Below are 24,087 nucleotides of genomic sequence, written 5' to 3' on the forward strand. Positions count from 1 at the left end.
AAAGTAAATTTGCCGCATGTCAAAAGACACGCTCCCTACATACGCTATTGTTGAATTACTTATACGCCTTGCCGATTTCAATGCATCCATAGGCGACTACAAAGACCATATACCACACGAGTTTGGTGTAATGGTCAAAACTACAAAAGGGCATATCAACTTTTCGCGGCAGCTTATAATGCAACAGTTTAATAACCCTGCACTTATTGATGAACCACAGCTAAAAGAAGTTGCTTTACTATTTAAAGCTGCCTGATTAGCGTAGCTTTTTAATAACATACAATGCACCGGCTATTACACCGGCTACGCCTGCATATTTTCCCAGTTTTTTGCCGCTTACCTTCTTTGAAGTATATCCGCCCGAAATTTGATTATCAGCACCTGTTGGGCTAAAAATACTGCCGTTGGTTACGGGTGCAGGTTCGGCCTTTTTAAGATACAACTGCATGAACTTGGCCGAACTGAAACGTGTTAATTTTGGTGACAGCCATTGACCAAAGCGCGCAAAGTAAGCTGCGCTACCTAAAGTAACCGAATCTTTAGGATTACGAGCCAATGATACAACCGTGTGAGCAACTTTATAAGTTGGCACAACAGGCGGCGCTGGTTTCAACACTTTTCCTGTGTAATTAGCGGCATGGCTTGGCCCTGGTGTATCAACAAAACCTGGGAATACATCACATATATGTATACGCGGGCAATCCTGTAATTCGGCACGTAAGGCCTCTGAATATCCACGTAATCCAAATTTGCTCGCGGTGTAAGATACTGAGTACGGAAAGGCAACAAACCCACCTACCGAGTTTAAGTTGATAAGCACTCCCCTCTTTTGTTTTTTAAAATGAGGCAATGCTGCGTGAGCTCCATTTATATAACCCATTAAATTGGTTCGTATAATTTGCTCGTGCACCTCTATAGGTATGGTGGTAAATTCGCCCAGGGCACCTATGCCGGCAACGTTTACCCAAACATCAAGGCTTCCTCCAAACAAACAGGCATCTTTAGCTAACTGAACCATAGCTTGTGCATCAGTCACATCAGTCACCACTGCTATTGCCTTGCCACCAAGCCGGTCACATATATTTACCATTTCATCCAACACATCTTTTTGACGGGCGGCCAGTACCAGTTTTGCTCCATAGCGTGCAAATTCAAGGGCAGTTGCCCTCCCAATGCCGCTTGTAGCACCGGTTATTACAACAGTTTGTTTATTTAAAGGTACTGATGGCTTTAAGCTCATATATAATGTAGTGTGTAAAAGTTTAAGTTAATAAAACCAAATTCTGAATTAAAAGTTTCGGAAAAGAATTCCAACGGTTTTTATTTAATTACTATAACATATTAACCATTCCAGCTGCCAAACTTTCCGCTACGGTAATCATCATAGGCTTGCATAATTTCTTCTTCCGTATTCATAACAAATGGCCCATGTGATACTACCGGTTCATTAAACGGCATGGCATGGCCAAGCAACAGAACACTGTTGGGTTTGGCTTCAATGGTAAGGCTGTTGCCGTCATTATTAAACTCGGCGAGGTGTAGTGAACGAACAGCTGTGCCGTTAACAATAAGTTCGCCGCTTATAACGTAAAAAAATATCTGATGTGCATCAGGTATTTCAACTTCGAGTTTCGCCCCCGGTTTAAAGTATATCGTACTCAAAAAAATTCCAGTTTCTGATTCAAAAGCACCACTGGTGTTTTGCCACTTACCCGATATAAGGTTGGCCGTTACCTTACCCTCATCAAACTGCAGTACCGGTATTTCTTCACGCTGTTTGCCAACATAATAGGGATTAGCCATTTTTAGCCGTGCCGGAAGATTTACCCAAAGCTGCAAAATTTCAAGTGGTCCGCCTTCATCAATAAATTCTTCAGATGATACTTCGGCATGAATTAAGCCGCTGCCTGCGCGCATCCATTGAACGCCGCCGGCTTTAATAACGCTTTCATGTCCGCTGCTATCTTTATGAGCTATATCACCTTCTAAAATAAAGGTTACGGTTTCCATTCCCCTATGCGGGTGCGGGCCAAATGGCAGGCCATGGTTATGCGGCGCGTAAACCTGTGGTCCGTGATGATTAAGAAATAAAAACGGATCTATATATTCAACTGATTGTGTTGGCAAAGCCCTATAGGTGACCAAATCAGCAATAGGCGAATAAGCCGCCTCATGTATTCTCTTTATGCTTCTCATATTTTTATTAAAAAGCGTTTTAACAGCTTATGTTTTACCAGGTGCTGTTTAAAATAAACTTACGCAAGTATCACAATAAAAAAGCATATTCGCAGTTTCAGTCCTAATACACTTAAACTGAATTCATCAAGCACAAAAATGTAAGCTTTGCGCTGCTGTACTTCAACGCATGCAATATAAATCTACCTTCTACCTCCTGCTGCCGTTATTATTTTTTTGTTGCTTTAACGCAGCTGCGCAAAAGAAATTTACCATAAGCGGAACCATTCGTGACGCAGCCACCGGCGAAACTCTTATTGGCGCATCTGTAAAAATTGATGGCCCCAATGGCAAAGCAGGCACTGCAACTAACGGCTACGGTTTTTACTCACTTACTGTTGCCGAGGGTACTTACACCGTAAGTGTCAGCTACGTAAGCTACCAGTTGGTTACTAAAAGCATACAACTATCAAAAAACACCAGCCTTAATGTTGATATGAAAGCCGGAAACGAACTTACAGCAGTTGTTGTAAGTGCCCGCGACCGCAAAGATCAAAATGTGCGCAGCCCGCAAATGGGCGTTGAACAGCTTGACATGAAATTGCTTGACAATTTGCCCGTTTTGTTTGGTGAAAAAGACGTGCTTAAAACCATCCAACTTTTACCGGGCGTAAAATCGGGTGGTGAGGGTAATACCGGTTTTTTTGTACGCGGTGGCGCATCTGATCAAAACCTCATTTTACTTGATGAAGCTACAGTTTACAACTCATCACACCTTTTAGGATTTTTCTCAACTTTTAACGCCGATGCTATAAAGACTGCCGACTTGTATAAAGGCGGCATGCCATCACAATACGGCGGGCGCTTATCATCGGTGCTTGATGTGAAGATGAATGATGGCAACAGCAAAAATTTCAGTATGCAGGGCGGGCTTGGGCTTATATCATCGAGGTTAAAGCTGGAAGGGCCGCTTATTAAGGACAAAAGCTCTTTCATGATCAGCGCTCGCCGAACTTACATCGACCTTATATTAAAGGCGGTTCCTGACAGCAACATCAAAGGCAATACGCTCAATTTTTACGACCTGAACGCCAAGGTAAACTATAAGTTCGATGACAAAAACACCATCTACCTTTCGGGCTACTTTGGGCAAGACAACATTGGCATTAAAGACCTTTTTACCAACGATTGGGGTAATACAACCGCTACACTGCGTTATAATCACATTTTTAACAGCCGGTTATTCTCAAACACTTCACTTATATATAATAAATACAGCTACAGCGTTGAATTACTCGATGAGGTGAATAATTTCAGGGCTACCTCGCTTATACGTGATTATAACTTAAAGCAAGATTTTCAATATTTCAGCAATAAGCACACCTTGCGTTTCGGCGCACAGGCTACGCATCACCGCATTGCGCCTTCTGATCTGGCACCGGGTTCATCTTCAAGCTTTAATCCGCTATCAATTGAAAACCGCTACGGTCTTGAAAGCTCGGCATACATTTCTGACGAATATAACGTTAGCAACCGTCTTAACTTGCTGTATGGATTGCGTACAAGCTGGTTTAGCCTGCATGGGCCGGGCACCTTTAGCACTTATAATAGCAACGGCGACATAGCAACGTCACAAACCTACGAACGCGGAAAATTTGTACAAAACTACTTTAATTTGGAGCCAAGGTTTTCGGCAAGCTATACTATAAACGAGCGCAACTCCATTAAAGCATCATACAATCGTAACACGCAAAACATACATATACTATCTAACTCGGGCTCAAGCTCCCCTACCGATCAATATGTAATGAGCAGCAATAACATCCGCCCCGAAATTGCGGATCAGGTGGCGTTCGGTTTTTTTAAAAACATAAAAGACAATGCCTATGAGTTTTCGGTCGAAACTTATTACAAGTGGATGCAGAACCAAATTGAGTACAAGGATGCTGCCCGCTTGTTAGCAAACGCCGATGTTGAATCGCAGCTGCTATTTGGAAGCGGCCGCGCATACGGGCTTGAACTTTATGCAAAAAAACGCACGGGTAAACTAACAGGTTGGATAAGCTACACGCTGTCACGTACCGAACGGAAATTTGCAGGCTTAAATAATGGTAGTTACTTCCCGGCCCGGCAAGACCGCACCCATGACCTGGCTGTTGTGGGTATTTACAAACTGAATAAACGCTGGACCTTTTCTGGTAATTATATTTATAATACTGGCAACGCAGTAACCTACCCTGCCGGCAAATATGAAATTGGCGGCGTAACCTCCTTTTTTTACACGCAACGCAATGCAAGCAGAATGCCCTACACCGGAAGGCTTGATTTAAGCGCCACGTTAGAAGGTAAAGACACCGGCAAGCGTTTTAGGTCTAGCTGGTCATTTGGGTTGTACAATGCTTTAAACCGCAAAAACCCATATTCTATTGATTTTAGAGATGTACCTAATGACCCAACCCGAACAGAAGCCGTACAAACTGCGTTATTTGGTATAATTCCATCTGTTACCTGGAACTTTAAATTTTAATGAAATGAAAAGCCTTTTTTATCTGGTTGTATTTTTCATTATCGCAGTAGCTGTTACGTCGTGCGAAAAGGTTATAGATGTAAAAACCGATACTTCGCCCTCGCAATTGGTAATTGAAGGAAACATCACCAATATACGCCAGCAGCAAACTATAAAAATAAGCCGCACTGTTGATTACACTAACCCTAACGTTTACCCTGCTGTAAGAGGCGCTTTGGTAAATGTGAAAGATAACGCAGGCAACAGCTGGAATTTTACAGAAGAAACGCCAGGCGTATACCGATCAGTAAGTATACTGGGGCGCCCGGGCCGCACTTATACGTTGACTGTAAATGTTGAGAATAACGTGTATACAGCAAGCTCTACCATGCCTGCACAGGTAAGGGCCGATTCAATTACATTAACGGATATTACCTTTGGCAGCCGCACACGCAAACTGGTGGCCGTACATTACACCGACCCTAAAGGCGTTCCAAATTATTACCGCTATATTTTAAGAATTAATGGCCGTCAAACAAATCGCGTATATGTTTATGATGACCGGCTTAAAGACGGTAACTTAAGCAAAAACGAGCTTTACCCCGATACGGAGGATGACGACGAGCGCAATGAATTGAAACGCGGCGATGTAGCCGAGGTTGAAATGCAGAACATTGACAAAAATATTTTCAACTACTGGTTTACATTACGACAGCAAAGCCGTGGCGGCCCGGGTGGAGGAACTACTCCAGGAAATCCTCCGTCAAATATTAATAACGGAGCGCTGGGTTACTTTAGCGCCCATACTCATCAGGCCATATCTATAACCGTACCATAACATAAGTGTAATTTTTACACGTCAGAACCCTGAGTTGTCAACTTAGCGGCTAACAAAAATGTATTTTTGTACCAAATACACCAACAATTTACATGAGCGATCAGGCAGCGTCACTTCCTTTTCCTAAACACTATTTGCGCACTGCGGTTAGCATTGCTTTCTTTTTGCCCGGCCTTATATTTGCCAGTTGGGCATCGCGCATCGCAACTATTCAGCAAACACTTAATCTTTCTGACGCTGCTTTAGGTGCTATACTATTTTGTATACCGGTTGGCCTTATTGTTTCGTTGCCCGCAGCAGGTTGGCTTATATCACGTATTGGTAGCCGCAGGCTTGCTTTGGTTGGTATCATATCATATGGCGTTGCGTTAATTGGGCTTGGTGCTGCCATAAGTGTGCCTATGCTTATGAGCTGTATGGTTGTCTTTGGTTTTGCCAGCAACAGCGTTAATATTGCGGTGAATACGCAAGCTGTTGCCACCGAGAAGATATATCACAAGCCTATTATGGCATCTTTTCATGGCTTATGGAGCCTTGCCGGTTTCACCGGTGCAGGTATTGGTACTTTTATGATAGGTAAAAACATCAACCCTTTTTACCATTTCACCGGCATGACGGTTATTGTAATTATTGCATTAATAATAACCTACCGCTACCTGCTTGATGACAAAGGCCCTGCAGAAGCCCGCCAAGGCTTTGCCATGCCCGATAGAGCACTTATTAAACTCGGCATCATAGCATTTTGCTCACTTATTTGTGAGGGCGCTATGTTTGACTGGAGCGTAATTTATTTTAAAAAGGTACTTAATGCACACAACGGATGGATGGGTGCAGGATATACTGCGTTTATGTGTACTATGGCCATGGGGCGTTTTATTGCCGATTGGTTTGCTCATCGTTTTGGACTTAAACAAACCTTGCAATTAAGCGGCTTGCTTACAGCCGTAGGTTTACTTATTGCAGTTATATTCCCACAAATACCTACCGCCATGCTTGGCTTTTTATTGGTGGGCTTTGGAGTTTCATCTGTTGTACCAATGGTTTATAGTGTGGCAGGCAAATCAAAAACTATGTCGCCCGGCATGGCTTTGGCTGCGGTTTCAACCATAGGTTTCATAGGCTTTTTGGTAGGCCCGCCGGTAATTGGGTTTGTTGCAGGCATATTTAGCCTTAGGGTAAGCTTTGTGCTTATTGCCATTATGGGCCTTTGTGTTACTGCAATTTCAACTAAGGTGAAGTTGTAGTTGCAATTCAAATCAAATACAACTATTTTTTCGCTGTATTCAAATCTTGGTCTGTCGGGTTGAGTATGTACTCGCGGTGTTCTCCGTTGTGTCTCAAAATAAATTTAAGGCGTTCGCCTGGGATAGTTATATCCAGAGAAAGTGTAGCTATTACATCAGGAAGGTTTTCCATAATGGTGTCCATGCTGCTTCCCTGAGGTAAGTCTACAACAATGGCATCATCGTCAAGTGGCTTAATTTTCCAGTCTTTAATATTGGCGCTGTTGAGCACATTAATCCATTTTTGTTGATAGGCATTCATACTTATATAAGCCAAAAGATGGGTTAATGTTTTATGCCCGCATAATCTTCAATGTTGATTGACTGTAAGTTAATGCTTTAATAATAAATTTTGCGCCCTAAAAAGTTGTCTATTTTATAAATAAACGCCACCGAAGCATTTGTGGCTATAGTAGTGTTACGGCCGGTTATGAATCTGCCTCCGGTTAAAAATATGGAAAAACTATTATTAAAAGTATGCCCGTAACTCAGGCTAACCTGTGTAAATGTAAAATCGCGCGCTGTATATATGTTACGGGTAAAAGCCGTAAAATCACTCTTTGATAGCACACCTGATACGCTTACTGATAACTGGTCGTGAAATTTTTTATCAAGTGTAATACCAAATGAAGCGCTGTAACGGTCTTGTATAGGTCCGTTATCTCCCAGATACTTTCTCACGGCATTTTCAAGGCTTAGCGAGTAAAAGCTTTTACCTATGTTGCCTGCCCCCGAAAGTCCAAGACGCAACTCTCCACCTCCCTGCGCAAAGCCAAGCCCTTCTGTTTTATATAAAGGCACAATGCCTGTTCCCTGTAAGGTAAAATAGTATTTGTAACCTATGTTAGCCAGATAATATTTTAATCCAAGCTCCATATCGCCAAAGCCTGAAACGCCAAAGCTCCGGCCCGTGTCGTCCTTAATATTATAGCTTAAAAATGGCAGGGTGCCTGTTGCTGCCAGTCGCCTTACAATGCCATATTCGGCATACAGGCTCACGCTGTGCGACCTGAAGGTGCCATTATTCGGCCTGCTTACTTTACGGCCTACCGAATCCCAGTCCTTGTTAGCGGTAAAGTATGAATACGAGGGCGACAAAATAAGCCGGCGCGGGCGCGTAGGCCAGCCGCAGTAGGCATCAAAACCAAACAGCAAACACAGTAACGATGTGATAAAGAGTATTCTTTTAGCCAAAACTTTCAAGTATTACTGATCTAAAATAATGCAAACGTATCGCGCATCCACCTGCCCTCATAATTCTTATAGTACAAGGCAACTTCATGCCCCAGGTCTCTAAAAACTATCATGTGTTTTTTACCGGGTATATTATTGTAGGCTGCGTACTCGTTATCTGGCGGGGCAAGGTGATCAAGCAAACCAATGCCCACGAGTGTAGGGCACTTAATGCGTGCTGCAAAGTTCTTTGTATCAAAGTATGATAAGTTGTCGAGCAACTTATCAAGCGTAAGGCCACGGTTGGCCCTAATATAGCGGTTAAAATCGCGAAGCGGCCAGTTAACCTTTCCGGGCAAAGCTTTAACATCACACAAAATTGGATTTTGTGCTGAGCATAACTTAACACGGTGATCAAGCGCTGCGGTAGCAATTGACAAAAAGCCCCCCATACTACCCCCCGATACCATTATATTATCATGATCAAGCTCATCGCGCGAGAAGATAAAGTCAACCATGCGCACACAATCCATAATTGCGCCACGCATAACATAACGGTTCTTATCTTCCAGCCCGGTAAAAATATAGTCGTCGCGCAGGGTTCTGATGCGGTCGCGGCTGTTACCTTGTCCCCTTACATTTATTACAACAATGGCCAGGTCTTCATCTGAGCCAAACATGGGCTTTAAATTTACCTGGTAACCCGGCAAGCCTAACAAAACAGGAAAGCGTTTGCGTTTATTGTTGGTATTTGGAATGGTCATCCAACCGCGAACAGTGATATCGCCCAATGATTTCATTTCAATGGCAAAAACTCTTCTGTTGTCCTGTGCCGAATCGGGCATTTCGGTTACCTTGAAATTGCCATTTACTTTAGCCAAATCAGCTAATGTTTTTTCCCAAAAGCTATCAAAATCGGCCGGGGCGGCATGTTGAGACTTAATTTTTTCAGGGTCAACTCCAAAGGTGCGGCGCACGGTATCATCGTACTCCGGAAAATTAACCATAAACTGCACCTTATAAAAGCCGGCCTGCTGCGGGGGAATGCGCAGTGTTAAGCTTTTACTGCCTTTACGGCCAATGTTTATATTCTCATTTTTTTGGATGATCTCCTTATCATCCATTGCCAAAACCCGGTAGCCAACTGTGCCCGTTTGCTTGGTGTTGAAGGTGTTTTTAAGATCTACTTTATAATTGATATTGCTGTTAGCGCGGTAGATAGCGTCTTTACTGGCAGGTACTGCACTTATGGTTATTTCACCCTCGTCTTCACTCTCTTGCGCATAAGCAAAGTTTGCATACAAGCAAAGCACCAACGCAAGCCATTTAAGTACGAATGAACGTTTTACCAACAAAGCATTTATAAATAACAGCATATATACAACCTTAAAACTGTATAACCGCCAACTGTAATAATGGCAATATTTTGGTTACTAAGATACAATATATGCTACAAAAAGCGCTGTATACGAAATGATTTGCAAAGAAAATTTCGTTATATCAGTTAGCTATTTCTGCGTAGTTAAAAAACAAACGGGCCGCCTGTAAATGCAGGCGGCCCGTTCAAATTATCACAGCCAGTAATATTATTTAGCCGAAAATTTGTAGATAGTAGTGGTTTTGTACGTTTGACCCGGCTTGAGCTCCGTTGTAGGGAACGATGGCTTGTTTGGTGAATCAGGGAAATGCTGAGTTTCAAGACAAAGCGCTGTACGGTATTCATCTTTAGCCCCGCCTTTAAAATTAACTTTACCGGCCATAAAGTTGCCGCTGTAAAATTGAATTCCAGGCTCATCGGTAAATACTTCCATTACAATGCCGGTTTTATCGCCCTGCAGCGTAGCAATAGCAGTTTTTAAATCATGCTTGTTTAATACAAAGTTATGATCATAACCGCCGCCATTTTTGATTTGCTCATCACCTTCGCCAATGCGTGAACCAATTTCGGTAGGTTTTCTAAAATCAAAAGGAGTGTTCTGTACCGGTGCAATTTTTCCGGTTGGTATAAGCTTATCATCAACAGCGGTAATGCCGTCCGCATCTATTTGCAGAGTATGTTTTAAAATTTCGCCGCTGCCAACACCATTCAAGTTAAAAAACGAGTGATTGGTTAAGTTGATAACGGTAGCCTTATCAGTGGTAGCGGTGTAGTTAATTTCAACTGCATTATCGTCAGTTAATTTAAAAACTACTGTAGTTTTAAGGTTACCAGGGAAGCCTTCTTCACCGTCGGCAGCAGTATAGTTTAGCTCAACAGTTTGTCCGTCAACTTGCTTTGCGTCCCATACTTTTGCGTTAAAACCATCTTTACCGCCATGTAAGGTGTTTGGTCCGTTGTTTACCGGCAGGCTGTACTCTTTACCTTCTAAAGTAAATTTAGCACCGCCAATACGGTTACCATACCGGCCAATGGTAGCACCAAAAAAGTTAGGTTTTTCTGATTGAAAGCCGTCCAGGCCAGCCGGACCGGCAATTACGTCAACCATTTTGCCACTTTTATCGGGCACAAGTAAGCTCACAAGGCGGCCACCATAATTGGTAATTGCGGCTTCAACGCCTTTACTGTTTTTAAGGGTAAATAATTTTACTTCTTTTCCGTCAACGGCTTTTTCAAAATCTTTGGCCACAGGAAGCTGCACTGCAGCGGTACTGTCTGTCATGTTGGTTTCTGTTTTTTGGGTTGATTGATTACAGGCGGCCAAAGATAGTAATCCGGCGGCAAGCATCGCGGCATAAAAGCCTTTGTTTTTCATATTGAGCATAACTGGTTTGTTTGGGTTGGTTAGTTTGATGTATATTGCCTGCAACTGTGCAAGATTTTAATTGCGGCCTAAAATGTGCAAAAAAAACAGCATTAGCAATAATGGCCTTATCAACATTTAATCATTTTGTCTCATATTGTTTATTATACCGCTGCTGGTGCTGCGGACCATACACAGCCAAGGGCGTCAGCTTGTCCTGAAACAATACACTATCGCTTTTATAAAACTCAAAAAAATCAACTGCACTACCCTGGCCCGGGTAAGGTGCATAATAATGTTCAGGACCATTATTGCGCCAAATTAAAACGTAAGAAAGCTGCTTGTATTCTGATAGCAAAGGTAACAGTTGCTTTGTCCACCAGTTTGTATCAGGTATACCCTGGTAACCGGTTTCGGCAATTGCTGTTAACTTCTTATGCTCAGTTGCTGCCTGCTGCATAATGTCAAGCTGCCGTTTCATGTGAATTTGGTAGGTATCAGCACTATCAAGCTGGTAGCGGTCAAAACTTAGTATATCAACATATTCATCTCCGGGGTAACGGCCCATCATTTCCCAATCAGTATAAAAATCGGCAGCCGAGTAAACCATTATAAGGTTGTGCAAATGCTTTTCGTTACGAAGATAGTTGACGGTAAACTGCCATAACAAAGCCAGGTCATCAGGAGTACCATTATCATAGCCCCACCAAAACCAATTGCCCGTAAGCTCATGAAATGGCCTGAATAATAAAGGAATCGGTTCACCGGCCGAGCCACGCAATGTGCTGAGATATTTGGCAGCCCGGTTCAACCAGGTTAAATATACCTCGTGATGGGTACCGCCAGGTAAAAGCTGTTTTAAAATAACTGCTGATGTATCCCACGATGTTTTTAAGGTAAAGGGGTTGTTCATGTGCCAGCAAAACGTGTTTATACCGCCCCGCTCGTATGCCTGGCGCACAAGTTTTGCCTGGGTTGTAAAAGGAATTTGATTTATGTCCCACAAACTGTCAAGCTCGATGCCTGAAAGGTCCCAGCCGTAAACCGCAGGATAGACGCCCGTTACGTTTTTCACGTCAGAGCTGTCTTTGAGTTTCCAATTTACACCGTATGCCGTATCATCATGATGGCCAAACATTACACCGCTACCGGCCATTTTTTGCATACTGTTAAACAAGTATTTGGTTTCGGGTGTGGCAAGTGAGTCAGACGGCATCATGCTTTGTGCCTTAGCTAAATTTAACATGCCTATTATCAGCAAAATACCTAAGGCTTGTAGTTTGAAAAACATTAAATCAAATATGGGGTTTTTAAAAAGTTTTTACATTGCCCGAACATAACTTTAGGGCATTTTTTAGGTTAGTTAAAAATATGATGTAATTTTACGGCCTCTTAAATGGATCAACAAAACAGCACATCTGCCGAGCTACCAAAGGCCGAACCATCAATTTTTAAAGGATTTAAACAGTTCTTTATTGATGTTTATGATGTATTTCGCTTCATATTCCGCTTCTTTAAAGAAGTGTTTGCACCGCCGTACGAATTCAGGGAGCTAATAAAGCAATGCTGGGAAGTGGGTGTACGCTCTTTACTGCTTATAACCGTAACCGGTTTTATTGTAGGCTTAATATTTACTAAACAATCAAGGCCATCATTGCTGCAGTTTGGTGCAACCTCATGGATTCCGTCTTTGGTTTCCATAGCTATTATGCGTGCCCTTGCACCTTTGGTTACAGCGCTCATCAGCGCCGGGCGCGTAGGCTCAAGTATTGGTGCCGAGCTTGGATCAATGCGCGTAACTGAGCAAATTGATGCCATGGAAGTTTCAGGAACGCATCCATTTAAATACCTAGTTTGCATGCGTACGCTTGCAACTACAATTGCCATCCCCCTATTATCGGTATACAATGGTTTGATTGCCATGCTTGGCGGTTATCTGAATGTTTACGTTAATGAAGGCACCAGTTTTACAACGTATGTTCAGCAGTTTTTTCAACCGTTAGGATATATTGATTTCTTTTCATCGTTAGCTAAAGCAACCATCTTTGGTTTTACTATTGGTATTGTTGGGAGCTATAAGGGCTGGAACTCATCAAGCGGTACAGCAGGTGTGGGTAAGGCAGCTAATTCAGCTGTGGTTACGGCCATGTTCCTGGTGTTTATTGAAGAGGTAATTATTGTACAAATAACCGGCTGGTTCCGCTAAACAAATAAAAAATGGGAAAGCAACACCACGCCATAAATTATAACGAGAAAGTGATAAGCATAAAGGGTTTAACAAAATCCTTCGGCAGCTATCACGTACTTCGGGGTATAGACCTCGACTTGTTTAAAAACGAAAACCTTGTTGTTTTAGGTCGCTCGGGTACAGGTAAATCTGTGTTAATTAAAATAATATCGGGCTTGTTAAGGGCCGATGCCGGGCAGGTTAACGTACTAGGGAACGAAGTGGTTGGCATAAGCACGCGCGATTTGCAGGAACTTAGGCGCCGCATAGGTTTTTCGTTTCAAAACAGTGCGCTGTATGACAGTATGACCGTGCGCAAAAATCTGGAGTTTCCGTTGGTGCGTAACCAAAAAAACTTAAAGCGCAAGGAGATTGACAGTATGGTTGAACGGGTGCTTGAAGCCGTTGGTTTAAAGCAAACCATTAATCAAATGCCCGCCGAGCTATCGGGCGGTCAGCGTAAGCGCATTGGCATAGCCCGTACCTTAATTTTACGGCCCGAAATAATGCTGTACGATGAGCCCACGGCCGGGCTTGACCCCATCACATCGATGGAAATAAATAACTTAATTAACAGCGTGCAGGAGCGCTTTAATACATCATCTATCATCATCACCCATGACCTTACCTGCGCTAAGGCGGTTGGCGACAGGGTGGCTATGCTTTTAGATGGACAGTTTCAACGCCAGGGTGCGTTTGAAGAGGTTTTTGATACCGATGATGTACGCGTGAAACAGTTTTACGACTATAACTTTACCGATTGATATAATGGAATTAAAAGAAAATAAGTATGCTTTTTGGGTAGGCCTGTTTATAGCAGCAGGTGTGCTCATTTTTGTTGTAGGCATATTCACCTTAGGCAACCAGCAAAAAAGCTTTAACGATGGTTTGCACCTGCGTGCCCGTTTCGCAAACGTGTCGGGGTTGATAAAAGGTAACAACGTTTGGTTTTCGGGCGTAAAGGTGGGTACTATCAAAAAAATCACCTTCAGCGGTATTAACCAGGTTGATGTTGATTTTAATGTAGATCCATCAATCCAGCAATACATTCACAAAGATGCGGTAGCAGAGATAAGTTCTGAAGGGTTTATTGGTAACAAAATTATAGCTATTGATGGTGGCACCCCTTCGGCTCCGGTGATTGAAAACGGCACGCTTATGAACTCAAAAGGTATGCTTAATACCGACGAGATTATGAAGACGTTTCAAAAAAACAATCAAAACCTCGTATCAATTACCACCGACTTTAAAACCCTGGCTAAAAACATGGTTGAAGGCAAAGGTTTAGCAGGCTCTTTACTGGCCGACTCCGCATTGGCTTTACAATTTAGAACTGTTGTAGCCAACCTTCAAAGCACAACCTTGCGCACGTCACAAATGGCTAGCGAGCTTAACCGCTTTGGTGTAAAAATGAATACTAAAGGTGGCCTTGCCGATAAAATGCTTACTGATACCGCAGTATTTGCCAAACTACAGCAATCAGCCAATCAATTGCAGGAAGCAACAGCTAACGCCGGTGTACTTACAGACAATTTAAATAAAGCAAGTGCCAAGCTAAACAGCACTGATAATCCTATGGGTGCATTGCTTAACGATCAAAAATCGGCAGAAGAATTAAAAAGCATGCTTCACTATCTTAATGAAAGTTCAATTAAGTTGAATGACGACCTTGAAGCTGTTCAGCATAACTTTTTGTTAAGAGGCTTTTTCAAAAAACGCGAAAAAGAGGAGAAGAAAGCTCAGGAAGCTCCAAAAAAATAATCAGGAATTCTGGCTTGCTTAAGCCGTATGTTATAAAGCAATGTTGCATTTTGTTAACGAAATGCAACATTGCTTTATTTTTTTGCGTATAGGTGAATAAATAATTAACGCAAAGAAAAACAGCATTGAGCATGTTACTCGATTTTAGTGAGAAAACCATACTTATAACCGGCGGTTCGCGCGGTATAGGTAAAGCTTGTGCAATGCTGTTTGCATCGTTAAATGCAGATGTTATAATTACTTATAACAAAAACCTGGATGAAGCGGAAAGGACAATCACCCAACTCCCACACCGAGGTAATCACGCCCTGTATCAGTTAGACCAAAGTAAACCCAAATGCGTACAACGTTTTTTTGACAAATTTTTAGACCATTACTCTCAATTAGATGTATTAGTGAACAATGCGGGCATATACATTGAGCACAAAATAGAAGAAGTTGAATTTAATGAATGGCAGCACACCTGGCAAGACACCATAAATACTAACTTAAACGGTGTAGCAAACCTGTGTTATTTTGCCTCCAGGCAAATGATGCATCAGGGAGGCGGCAAAATAATCAATATTTCATCGCGAGGGGCTTTCCGGGGCGAACCCAATCACCCGGCTTATGCCGCAAGTAAGGCGGGCCTCAATGCTATGAGCCAGTCTTTAGCTGTTAGTCTTGCACCTAGTAATATCAGTGTGCACATTATAGCACCAGGCTTTGTTGAAACTGATATGACAACCGCCATACTAAATGCAGATGAAGGGAAAGATATTAAAGAGCAAAGCCCCTTTAACCGCGTGGCCACAACAGATGAGGTTGCACGTTTGGCAGCTGTTTATGCTTCAGAAGGGTTTGAGTTTACAAGTGGCGGTATAATAGATATTAACGGAGCCTCCTATTTGAGAACATAAAGCACCACTCTTCATCACACTGCCAAAGCGTATAAACAGCCAAGGCCTACCCTATGAGGGAGTGTTTTATACCATCAAATATACTTTCAAAAAACGTAGGAATACTAAGTCCGTTACTGTGATTAAAGTATATAAAAATTATGAGTACTATGGCCGCAATAATAATAAGACGCTTAAACAAATAGCCGATAAATACAATTGCCAACGGAATTACAACAAGCCACATCCAGCTAATTTTCCACGGACTTAACTTTTCCCCTCGTTTAAAAATGTAATAAAGCACCGAGTATGAACCCGACTCATTTCTATGCTTTACATACATAAAAGTTGATTTTTGAAGCTTTTGGCGGTAAAAACCCGTACCATTTTGAAAGTTAAGCTCGTACTGGAAGCCATTTATAGTAAAGGCAAATTTCCCGTTTACATTTTCCTGTATTTGTTCAAGCGAATCGGTAGCTACGATGGCTACCTCGTTTTGCGCAAACGGGTTTTCCTTTACAACAAACTTTTTGATGCTCACCGTATCAGCTACAGCAACCGCCATTGATGTAGTAAGCAAAATAACAGCCAAGAGAAGCTTTTTCATTTTTTAATATGTAAACCAGTAATGGGTTTATTATTGCCCGTTTAGCAGGTAAATATAAAAATTTAATACCGACGCAAAGCTTACCCACAGCAAATAGGGCAACAAAAGCCACGCCGCCGGTTTACTGAATTTTGAAAAGTAAAACATATTGACAATGATGCTCAACCACAATAAAGCTATTACAATTAAACCACCAAGAATTTGGTGCATACCAAAGAACACAAACGACCACGAAAAGTTCAAGGCCAATTGTATAACATAAACGAAAACCACTGTACCAAATGCTTGGTGAAGATGCCGGTTTTTCCAAACAAGCCAGGCGGCTATGGCAATTAGCAGATACAGCGTTGTCCAAACCGGGGCAAAAAGCCAGTTGGGTGGATTAAATGATGGTTTGGTTAGCGTTGCATACCATCCGGATATTTCGGGCCGGGTAAACATGGAAGCTGTAAAGGCAATTCCTTCCGTTATTAAAATGCTTAAAATTAAAGCCAGCCATTTACCTGCGCCGGCCTTTTGCTGTACATACAAAGTAGCCATGAGGTTTTAACAAACAAAAAGCAAATAGGTTGATGGTTATGAAATGCTATGACACGCCTGCAAGAGCCTCATAAAGCTTTTCTATTTCAATAGGTTTACGCAAAAAACCATTGAAATAGGTGTTATACTCTTCATGATGCTCGGCAGTAACATCGGCAGTTAAAGCAAAAATAGGTGTATGTGTATTAGGGTTATGATTATTACGAATATGAATAGTCGCATCAAAACCGTTCATTTCGGGCATGTGTATGTCCATCAAAATAAAATCAAAGGTTTTATTGGCCGCCTTTTCAATAGCATCAACCCCGTTTATCGCATGCTCGGCTGTAACACCCCAATTTGATAATAACTTACGTGCTACCATTGCGTTAATCATATTATCGTCGGCCAGCAGCGCAACCTTGTTTTGCAAACGGTTTAGCGGCTTACCCTTACCTGCTTTTTTAATACCTGCCTTTTTTAACCGCAGCTCGAAGTAAAAGCATGACCCTTTTCCAACAACGCTGGTAAAGTGAATGTTACTTTGATGAAGTTCAATTAGCTTTTTCACTATCGCCAAGCCTAAGCCCGACCCTCCCTGCTTACGCGTTGTTACGCTTTTGGGCTGGGTAAAACTGTTAAACATCTCATCAAAAAATTCACTTGGTATGCCTATACCTGTATCAGTTACTTTGAACTTTATGGTGTCAAATTCTCCGGTTGAGTTTATCAGCTTTACATCAACCGAAACCTTACCTTCATCGGTAAACTTAATAGCATTGCTAATGAGGTTATTTATGATCTGCGATACCTTTGCCTCATCAAATTCATAAACCTCTGCGATACGGTTGTCAACATGCAAACTGGTTTCGATACCCTTGCTGCGAGCCATATTATCATACGTATTACTTAGGTTTTTTAATAGCTTAAGTAAGTTTGATGGCCGCTGTTCAAGCTGCATCTTACCTGTATCAAGCTTGGTAAAATCAAGTATATCGTTTATAATTAAAAGCAGGTTGTTGGCGGCAAATTTTAAAGAATCAAGCAATTGCTTGTCCTCATCATCAACACGCTCAGCCAGTAGGGAGCTAATGGTGATTACTGCGTTAAGCGGCGTACGAATTTCGTGGCTCATGGTTGAGAGAAAATTCTGCTTTATGGAAGCCGCCTCTTCCGCACGTTGTTGATTTTGTATTATACGCTCGCGCTCCTTATCCATTTGCGCCTGCTTCTCGGTAGATTCTATTCGGTTTATTAGCTCATAGTTTTCAATTACCTTCTGGGTTTGTGCATTAATAACCGTTTCTTTCTGATGCAAGTATTGCTCCAAATATTCCAGCGATCGTTGTGTATCACCCTCCTGTTTGTAAATGCGATACAGCTGATATGATGATTTAAAGCTGGTATAAATAATATTATACTTTGTACTGAAACGAAGCGCCCTATCAAGCAGTTTTTTTGCGCGTTCAAATTGTCCCGTTTTGGTATATAATGAGCCTAATTTGCAGTAAACCATTGCCAAGCCAAGCCTCTCGCCCATCTGGTAATGTATATCAAGCGCCTTACGGAAATCGATTTCAGCGGCAGACCAATTTTGCTGGGCAGCATGCACTTTAGCGCGGGCATAAAGTGCAAATGCTAATCCACGTACATCGCCACTTTTTGTTTTAATGGAGATTGACTTACCGGCTATTTTCATGGCAAGCTGCACTTTATCCATTTTCAAATAAATTCCCGAAAGCGGATTATAGGCGTTAGCAATCAGGTCAATATCTTTAACCTTTTTTGCTGCATCAATAGCCCCGGTGTATGACCGGATGGCATTTTTACGATCGCCGAAATACTCATAAATAGTACCTAGTGATTTTTGCGCACGCGCCTCATTGTGATAGTCGTTGTACTTACGGTAAACTCGTAAGCTATCCATCAGGTTAACCAATCCTAAATGATAGTTATCTGTTTTATAATAAACGCCTGCAATATTATACTTAGCATCGGCTATACCGCGCTCATCATCAAGCTGCTCAAAATATTTGATGGCATCTTTAGCCATGCGTAAGGAGCGCTTATACTCCCCTCTTATCATATAAAATAATGATAATAGGTTCAGGCTTTTACCTATTAGCTGCTTATCATCACGTTTGCGGCTTAAAGCAAGGGCCCGGCCGGCAACAACTATGCTTTGCTTTAAGTTATGACCACGACTTGAATATGCGTTATGTAATAATGACATAACATCATGACTACCCATAAACCTGTCGCTCATTTGAAAAATTAAAAAATTTAAGTCTGTGGTTATCACAGCAATCAGGATGCTGTTATACCAAAGTAAATAAATAATATATTATAAGATAAATTATTTAACATATATTTTTTGCTCCAACTGCTGAATATGGAATTACCAAACAGGCAATAATTGTACTAGATTTGCCCCCCTCATGCTAGATGTTTTATACCGGGATAATTCCCTTATTGCCATCAATAAACCGCACGACTTGTTGGTACACCGCTCTTCGATAGCTGCCGATGTGCAGGTGTTTGCTTTGCAACTACTGCGCGACCAGATTGGCCAGCCCGTATACCCGGCACACCGTCTTGACCGTAAAACAGCAGGCGTATTACTTTTTGCGTTGAATAAAGACACGGAGGTAGCAATGCAAAAGCAATTCGCAGCCAACGAAGTAAAAAAAACTTACTTAACCGTTTTACGCGGTCATTCTTTACCAAATGGGGAGATTGACTACGCTTTGAAAAAAGACAACGGCATGCTACAGGATGCCTTTACCCGTTACACAACGCTGGCCCAGGCTGAGTTGCCTGTTGCATTTGGTAAGCATCCTACGTCAAGGTATTCATTGGTTGAAGCATGCCCTCAAACAGGGCGTATGCATCAGCTAAGAAAACATTTTGCGCACATATTTCACCCCATAATTGGCGACCGCACGCATGGCTGTAATAAACAAAACAAGCTATTTACCGAGCAATGGCAAATGAACACCATGCTTTTACACGCGCGCAGCCTTGAATTTAATCACCCGGTAACAGGTGAAGATGTTTATATACAAGCTCCTTTAATGCCCGAGTTTGAAAGAGTAATGAAGCTTATGGGCTGGCAAATATAATTACACACCAAAAATTTCAGGATACCTTAAAGCGGCCTTAAGAATAAAGTTCATAGAGTCGGTTACCCAAATTTCCCCATCTTTTACACGCTGAAGAACCTCCGGGGCTGGCATGGTCAGTACTTCAATATTTTCGGTAACATCAAGCTTTTGCGTTGAGTTAAACTCGGCACCAAACATTATGTAGCCATAGGTAATTTGCTTTGTTTTGGTAGGGTTATTAGCTATTTTACCTAATGATATCAGCTGACTGGCGTCTGCCTTTACGCCTACTTCCTCTTCCAACTCGTTAAGGGCTGATTGTATAAGAGACTTGTTTTTTTGCTGCATGCCGCCGGGAAGTTCGAGCAATATTTCGCCCAGCGCATGCTTGTATTGGCGTACCAATATTACTTCATGTTTTGGTGTTAGTGCCAATACCTGCACCACATCCCCTAACGGCGAAAAATAATAATCGTCTACTATCATTCCATTAGCCAGCTCAACTTTATGTTTAAGCATTGGGAACCATGGACTAGGTGAAACATCAGCTTCTTCCAATACTTTCCATTTTTTTATGTCAGCGTTCATCATTGGCTAAAAGTAGTAAGTTTATGTATATAATAACATCATAAATAGCTGCGTCTTCAACAATAATAGACAAAGCTCAGATCCATTCCCCCCCGAAGAAATTTAACCACTTAACCACTCACTCCTATTTGTTTTAAATGATGTCTTAATTAATATAACCTTTCATCATCTTCACCGTAAACAAGGGCAATCTATCTACACAAATGGATTACCTATGGGGAATTACCACCACACATTTACTCAACTTCAACCACCAAATGTATTGTTTCACCTGTAAATGCACGTTGGAACACCCTTTGCCTAAGGGTATACAAACAAATTAGAAATTACACAATAATTTATATGAAACACCTTTTTACATGTGCCTTATTAGCCGGAGTTGTCAGCTTCTCGGCTTGTAAGAAAGACGCATCTCAGCCGGAAGAGACTACTACCAACCCGGTAGCAGGAACTAAAATAGCTCCGGATGGCTTTAACTTTTCAACCACTAAAAACGTAACATTAAATGTTACTCTGCGCGCTGCAAACAACGAGGCTTTAGCCGGTGTGGTAGTAAGCGCTTACCTGCCTGGTGCAACATCACCAATTTTTAAAGGCGTTACCGATAAAAGCGGTGTGCTTCAAGGCTTGGTTACTATTCCAACTTCAGTAAATAAATTAATTATTGACCCTGCTTACGTTGGCTTAATGCGTAACGCACAGGCAGCAATATCAACCAGTAATACCGTTACTGCTTTAATTGGTGGTAAAGATGGTTTTGGCGGCGACATTCAGCCAGAAGAGATAACCGTATCTACTTCAAACGGTACTACTGCTACTAAAGGTACAATGGCATTTGGCGGTCCGGTGTTTGCTTACCCAAGCCCTTACACCTCAAGCACCAACGCAACATTCAACACTACTCAATACCCACGCAGCGTTGGCCGTCCGGTTTACCTTGAGGCTACTCCTGATGCTATTGATGCTTCATTATTGTCATACATCAACGCTTCATTACCTGAAGGCTCACCACTGCCAACTACTCACCCTGAGTTTTTGACTACTAATGCGGTGTCTAACTTAAATATCACTGCTACTTCTGACGTTTGGATCACATTCGTTTCTGAAGGCGCCGGATACCTTAACACCCTGGCTTACTATACTTACCCAACCAACACCCCTCCTACAAGTGTTGATGATTTGGATAACGCTACGCTTATTTTCCCTAACGCTTCGGCAAACGGATCAGGCGGTGCTTTAAAACCGGGTGATAAAGTAAAAATCGGTCGTTTTAATGCAGGTACTTCTATAGGCTTTGTATTAATTCAAAATGCATGGAATGGTAGCGGCGTATTAACCGGTAACGCTAAATTCTACTCTGACTACAAATTGAATCCTGAAAGCACAGTAGCTAAAAAGAAACACGTAGTTACTTTATGGGATGATGTTCACAAATTATTCCTGATGGGCTTTGAAGACATCAACCGCGATAACGGATCTGACCAGGACTTTAATGACCTTGTGGTATATGCTACCTCTAACCCGGTAACCGGTATATCAAACAGCGGTGTACCTGCAATTGACAAAGGTGGCGACGAAGATGGCGACGGTGTATTAGATGAACTAGATGCTTTCCCTAATGACGCTACTAAAGCTTACGTAAGCTACTACCCTTCACAAACCGGTTATGCAAGCATTGCTTTTGAAGATAACTGGCCTAAAAAAGGCGACTTTGACCTTAACGACTTAGTAGTTAACTACCGCTACACATTTGTAAGCAACGCCAGCAACCAGGTTGTTGAAATGAAAGGTGAATTTACTCCTTTAGCATCAGGCGCTTCATTCAAAAATGGTTTTGCGGTTCAGCTACCGGTTTCTGCTTCAGCAGTTAGCGCGGTTACCGGTCAAAGAAACATCAGCAACTACATCAGCTACGCAGCTAATGGTGTTGAAGCTGGCCAATCTAAAGCGGTTATTGTTCCTTTTGACAATCATGAGGCTTTACTTAGAAACCCTGACGGTGCATTCTTCATCAATACACTGATGGATAAAAACAAAGTTACCGGCAGCACCGCTACTGTAAACGTAACCTTTGCTTCACCTGTTGCGGCTTCAAACTTACAAGTTGCTAACTTCAATCCGTTCCTTATCAGTGATATGCGTCGCGGTTATGAAATACACTTACCTGGCTTTGCACCAACCGATAAAGCTACCAAATCACTTTTCGGTACTGATGATGATGCTTCGGTATTAAACAGCAACAAAACTTACCTGTCAAAAGAAAACTGGCCATGGGCTATAAGCTTTGTGGGTGAGTACAAATATCCGGTTGAGTTACAACCTGTAAACCAAGCTTACTTACACTTCTCAGAGTGGGCATTATCTGGCGGCACTTCATATGCCGACTGGTACAGCAACACCGGAGTTGGTTTCAGAGACGCTTCTAAAATTTACTCAAAATAATTTTTTAGCTGATACATAATTAAGTTGTAAGGGCCGCCTCCAAAAGGGCGGCCCTTTGTTGTTAACAGGTAATTGAGTAATTTCACTTATAAACCGTTACCAAATGAAAGACAACTTTTCAACCCAATCAGACAGCTATGCCCGTTACAGGCCCACATATCCACCTGAGTTTTTTAAATACTTATACAGCTTGTTACCCATAAAAAAACATGCCTGGGATTGCGGCACAGGTAACGGACAGGTAGCTTTTGAGTTAGCCAAAAACTTTGAGCAGGTATTTGCAACAGACATAAGCCAGGCGCAAATTGATAATGCCGGGCAGGCAAATAACATAACGTACAGCGTTCAACCTGCCGAAAAAACTGATTTTAGTGACAACTTTTTTGATTTGATTGTAGTAGCACAAGCCATTCACTGGTTTGATTTTGACAGATTTTATGCCGAGGTAAGCAGAACTGCAAAAGCAAATGCACTGTTGTGTGTTACCGGGTATGGAATGATTGAGGTTTCAAAAGAGATTGATGACGTAGTAGCATATTTTTACAAAAATGTTATTGGCAGCTATTGGGATGCCGAACGTAAGTATATAGACGAGAACTATAAAACCATACCATTCCCTTTTGAAGAGTTGGAAACGCCGCAATTTTACAACACTTTGAACTGGACTGCCGAGCATTTAATTGGCTATTTAAATACATGGTCGGCTGTTAAGCATTTTACTAAGCAAAACGGCTATAACCCGGTTGATGATTTAAAACCGCAAATTGAAAAGCACTGGGGTGATGATGAAATAAAGCAGATCAAATTCCCCATACTGCTGCGAATAGGTAGAATTCAAACTCCGATGTAAGCAAAGACAGTATGAACATGTAACTAATTGCTTGAAATCCTATCTTAGTTAAGATCAATAAAACTATGAGCACCTGGACCACCGTTTACAAAGGACATAAAATTACAGTAGAAAACAGCTGGATGGGCGGCGAACGCCTTTGGGTAAACGGCACCCTGCAAGACGAGCAACTGGGCTGGGCCTTCCGCAGCCGCTTGTATGGCAGCATTCGCGTACCCGGTCAGGAAACCAAGCGCATTAAGGTCTCTTTGGGCACACCATCATTCTCGGTTGAATGCAGGATTTTTGTGGATGACGAGTTGGTGTTTTCGGGCAGGTAGACTACTACTGCGGTTTGATCATTAAAGGGGGAATGCTTTTTAGTAGTTTTATAGGATTATTCTAACAAAAAATAT

The 24,087-nt window shown here is 42.0% G+C and carries 23 protein-coding genes; 12 read left to right on the forward strand and 11 right to left on the reverse strand.

What is annotated here, in order from left to right; genetic code table 11:
• Nucleotides 1–16: 16 nt before the first annotated feature.
• Nucleotides 17–256, forward strand: coding sequence for a hypothetical protein (locus QZ407_RS16485; protein WP_295773053.1), 240 nt, complete (start codon nucleotides 17–19; stop codon nucleotides 254–256).
• Here the strand turns inward: QZ407_RS16485 and QZ407_RS16490 are convergent, their stop codons facing one another.
• Together QZ407_RS16490 and QZ407_RS16495 are read right to left on the reverse strand one after the other, a co-directional pair.
• Entirely contained in the window at nucleotides 257–1,240 is a 984-nt protein-coding gene (locus QZ407_RS16490; protein WP_295773055.1) for an SDR family oxidoreductase, read from the reverse strand.
• 101 nt (nucleotides 1,241–1,341) lie between these two features.
• Nucleotides 1,342–2,196, reverse strand: a complete 855-nt coding sequence (locus QZ407_RS16495; RefSeq protein ID WP_295773056.1) for a pirin family protein — start codon at nucleotides 2,194–2,196, stop codon at nucleotides 1,342–1,344.
• A gap of 169 nt (nucleotides 2,197–2,365) precedes the next feature.
• Between QZ407_RS16495 and QZ407_RS16500 the strand changes: the two genes are divergently transcribed.
• From QZ407_RS16500 to QZ407_RS16510, 3 genes are all read left to right on the forward strand, one after another.
• Nucleotides 2,366–4,702 carry a TonB-dependent receptor gene (locus QZ407_RS16500; RefSeq protein WP_295773058.1) on the forward strand — a complete coding sequence of 779 codons (2,337 nt, stop codon included), beginning with the start codon at nucleotides 2,366–2,368 and terminating at the stop codon, nucleotides 4,700–4,702.
• 4 nt (nucleotides 4,703–4,706) lie between these two features.
• Complete coding sequence (locus QZ407_RS16505) at nucleotides 4,707–5,519, forward strand: DUF4249 domain-containing protein (protein ID WP_295773060.1); 813 nt, start codon at nucleotides 4,707–4,709, stop codon at nucleotides 5,517–5,519.
• A 92-nt stretch (nucleotides 5,520–5,611) separates the two neighbouring features.
• On the forward strand, nucleotides 5,612–6,763 hold the full coding sequence (locus tag QZ407_RS16510) for an MFS transporter (protein ID WP_295773063.1): 1,152 nt from the start codon (nucleotides 5,612–5,614) through the stop codon (nucleotides 6,761–6,763).
• Between the two features lie 22 nt (nucleotides 6,764–6,785).
• On the opposite strand, the gene QZ407_RS16515 is transcribed toward QZ407_RS16510, so the two are convergent.
• The 5 genes from QZ407_RS16515 to QZ407_RS16535 all read right to left on the reverse strand — a co-directional run bounded on the left by QZ407_RS16515 (nucleotide 6,786) and on the right by QZ407_RS16535 (nucleotide 11,962).
• Nucleotides 6,786–7,064 carry a hypothetical protein gene (locus tag QZ407_RS16515; protein ID WP_295773064.1) on the reverse strand — a complete coding sequence of 93 codons (279 nt, stop codon included), beginning with the start codon at nucleotides 7,062–7,064 and terminating at the stop codon, nucleotides 6,786–6,788.
• Nucleotides 7,065–7,141: 77 nt separating this feature from the next.
• Nucleotides 7,142–7,996 (reverse strand): hypothetical protein, encoded by an 855-nt coding sequence (locus QZ407_RS16520; protein WP_295773066.1) that lies wholly within the window; start codon nucleotides 7,994–7,996, stop codon nucleotides 7,142–7,144.
• 20 nt (nucleotides 7,997–8,016) lie between these two features.
• Complete coding sequence (locus QZ407_RS16525) at nucleotides 8,017–9,351, reverse strand: alpha/beta fold hydrolase (protein ID WP_295773069.1); 1,335 nt, start codon at nucleotides 9,349–9,351, stop codon at nucleotides 8,017–8,019.
• A gap of 210 nt (nucleotides 9,352–9,561) precedes the next feature.
• Nucleotides 9,562–10,728, reverse strand: a complete 1,167-nt coding sequence (locus QZ407_RS16530; RefSeq protein ID WP_295773071.1) for an aldose epimerase family protein — start codon at nucleotides 10,726–10,728, stop codon at nucleotides 9,562–9,564.
• A gap of 130 nt (nucleotides 10,729–10,858) precedes the next feature.
• A complete protein-coding gene (locus QZ407_RS16535; protein WP_295773073.1) occupies nucleotides 10,859–11,962 on the reverse strand; it encodes a glycosyl hydrolase in 1,104 nt (367 codons plus the stop codon).
• A gap of 150 nt (nucleotides 11,963–12,112) precedes the next feature.
• Between QZ407_RS16535 and QZ407_RS16540 the strand changes: the two genes are divergently transcribed.
• The 4 genes from QZ407_RS16540 to QZ407_RS16555 all read left to right on the forward strand — a co-directional run bounded on the left by QZ407_RS16540 (nucleotide 12,113) and on the right by QZ407_RS16555 (nucleotide 15,603).
• On the forward strand, nucleotides 12,113–12,922 hold the full coding sequence (locus QZ407_RS16540; RefSeq protein WP_157539512.1) for an ABC transporter permease: 810 nt from the start codon (nucleotides 12,113–12,115) through the stop codon (nucleotides 12,920–12,922).
• A gap of 11 nt (nucleotides 12,923–12,933) precedes the next feature.
• Nucleotides 12,934–13,707 (forward strand): ATP-binding cassette domain-containing protein, encoded by a 774-nt coding sequence (locus QZ407_RS16545; RefSeq protein WP_295773080.1) that lies wholly within the window; start codon nucleotides 12,934–12,936, stop codon nucleotides 13,705–13,707.
• A gap of 4 nt (nucleotides 13,708–13,711) precedes the next feature.
• Nucleotides 13,712–14,704 (forward strand): MlaD family protein, encoded by a 993-nt coding sequence (locus QZ407_RS16550; protein ID WP_295773082.1) that lies wholly within the window; start codon nucleotides 13,712–13,714, stop codon nucleotides 14,702–14,704.
• A gap of 131 nt (nucleotides 14,705–14,835) precedes the next feature.
• On the forward strand, nucleotides 14,836–15,603 hold the full coding sequence (locus tag QZ407_RS16555; RefSeq protein WP_295773084.1) for an SDR family oxidoreductase: 768 nt from the start codon (nucleotides 14,836–14,838) through the stop codon (nucleotides 15,601–15,603).
• 46 nt (nucleotides 15,604–15,649) lie between these two features.
• Here the strand turns inward: QZ407_RS16555 and QZ407_RS16560 are convergent, their stop codons facing one another.
• Genes QZ407_RS16560 through QZ407_RS16570 form a run of 3 tightly spaced genes read right to left on the reverse strand, consistent with a single transcriptional unit; the run spans nucleotide 15,650 to nucleotide 18,974 of the window.
• The gene (locus QZ407_RS16560) at nucleotides 15,650–16,189 is read right to left on the reverse strand and encodes a hypothetical protein (RefSeq protein WP_295773086.1); all 540 of its coding nucleotides are present in this window, start codon (nucleotides 16,187–16,189) and stop codon (nucleotides 15,650–15,652) included.
• 30 nt (nucleotides 16,190–16,219) lie between these two features.
• A complete protein-coding gene (locus QZ407_RS16565; RefSeq protein ID WP_295773088.1) occupies nucleotides 16,220–16,729 on the reverse strand; it encodes a TspO/MBR family protein in 510 nt (169 codons plus the stop codon).
• A 46-nt stretch (nucleotides 16,730–16,775) separates the two neighbouring features.
• Nucleotides 16,776–18,974, reverse strand: a complete 2,199-nt coding sequence (locus QZ407_RS16570) for an ATP-binding protein (RefSeq protein ID WP_295773090.1) — start codon at nucleotides 18,972–18,974, stop codon at nucleotides 16,776–16,778.
• A 172-nt stretch (nucleotides 18,975–19,146) separates the two neighbouring features.
• Here QZ407_RS16570 and QZ407_RS16575 point away from each other — a divergent pair, with 172 nt between their 5' ends.
• Nucleotides 19,147–19,830 carry a pseudouridine synthase gene (locus QZ407_RS16575; protein ID WP_295773092.1) on the forward strand — a complete coding sequence of 228 codons (684 nt, stop codon included), beginning with the start codon at nucleotides 19,147–19,149 and terminating at the stop codon, nucleotides 19,828–19,830.
• Here the strand turns inward: QZ407_RS16575 and QZ407_RS16580 are convergent, their stop codons facing one another.
• Nucleotides 19,831–20,403: an NUDIX hydrolase gene (locus QZ407_RS16580; RefSeq protein ID WP_295773094.1), complete on the reverse strand. Its 573-nt coding sequence runs from the start codon at nucleotides 20,401–20,403 to the stop codon at nucleotides 19,831–19,833. It lies immediately after the preceding gene.
• Nucleotides 20,404–20,742: 339 nt separating this feature from the next.
• On the opposite strand from QZ407_RS16580, the gene QZ407_RS16585 reads away from it, so the two are divergent.
• The 3 genes from QZ407_RS16585 (at nucleotide 20,743) to QZ407_RS16595 (ending at nucleotide 24,012) form a co-directional block, all read left to right on the forward strand.
• Nucleotides 20,743–22,842 carry an LruC domain-containing protein gene (locus QZ407_RS16585; RefSeq protein ID WP_295773096.1) on the forward strand — a complete coding sequence of 700 codons (2,100 nt, stop codon included), beginning with the start codon at nucleotides 20,743–20,745 and terminating at the stop codon, nucleotides 22,840–22,842.
• Nucleotides 22,843–22,945: 103 nt separating this feature from the next.
• Complete coding sequence (locus tag QZ407_RS16590) at nucleotides 22,946–23,692, forward strand: class I SAM-dependent methyltransferase (protein WP_295773099.1); 747 nt, start codon at nucleotides 22,946–22,948, stop codon at nucleotides 23,690–23,692.
• A gap of 65 nt (nucleotides 23,693–23,757) precedes the next feature.
• Nucleotides 23,758–24,012: a hypothetical protein gene (locus QZ407_RS16595; RefSeq protein ID WP_295773102.1), complete on the forward strand. Its 255-nt coding sequence runs from the start codon at nucleotides 23,758–23,760 to the stop codon at nucleotides 24,010–24,012.
• The last annotated feature ends 75 nt before the right edge of the window (nucleotides 24,013–24,087 follow it).

Source organism: uncultured Mucilaginibacter sp. (assembly GCF_913773635.1).
Classification (GTDB): domain Bacteria; phylum Bacteroidota; class Bacteroidia; order Sphingobacteriales; family Sphingobacteriaceae; genus Mucilaginibacter.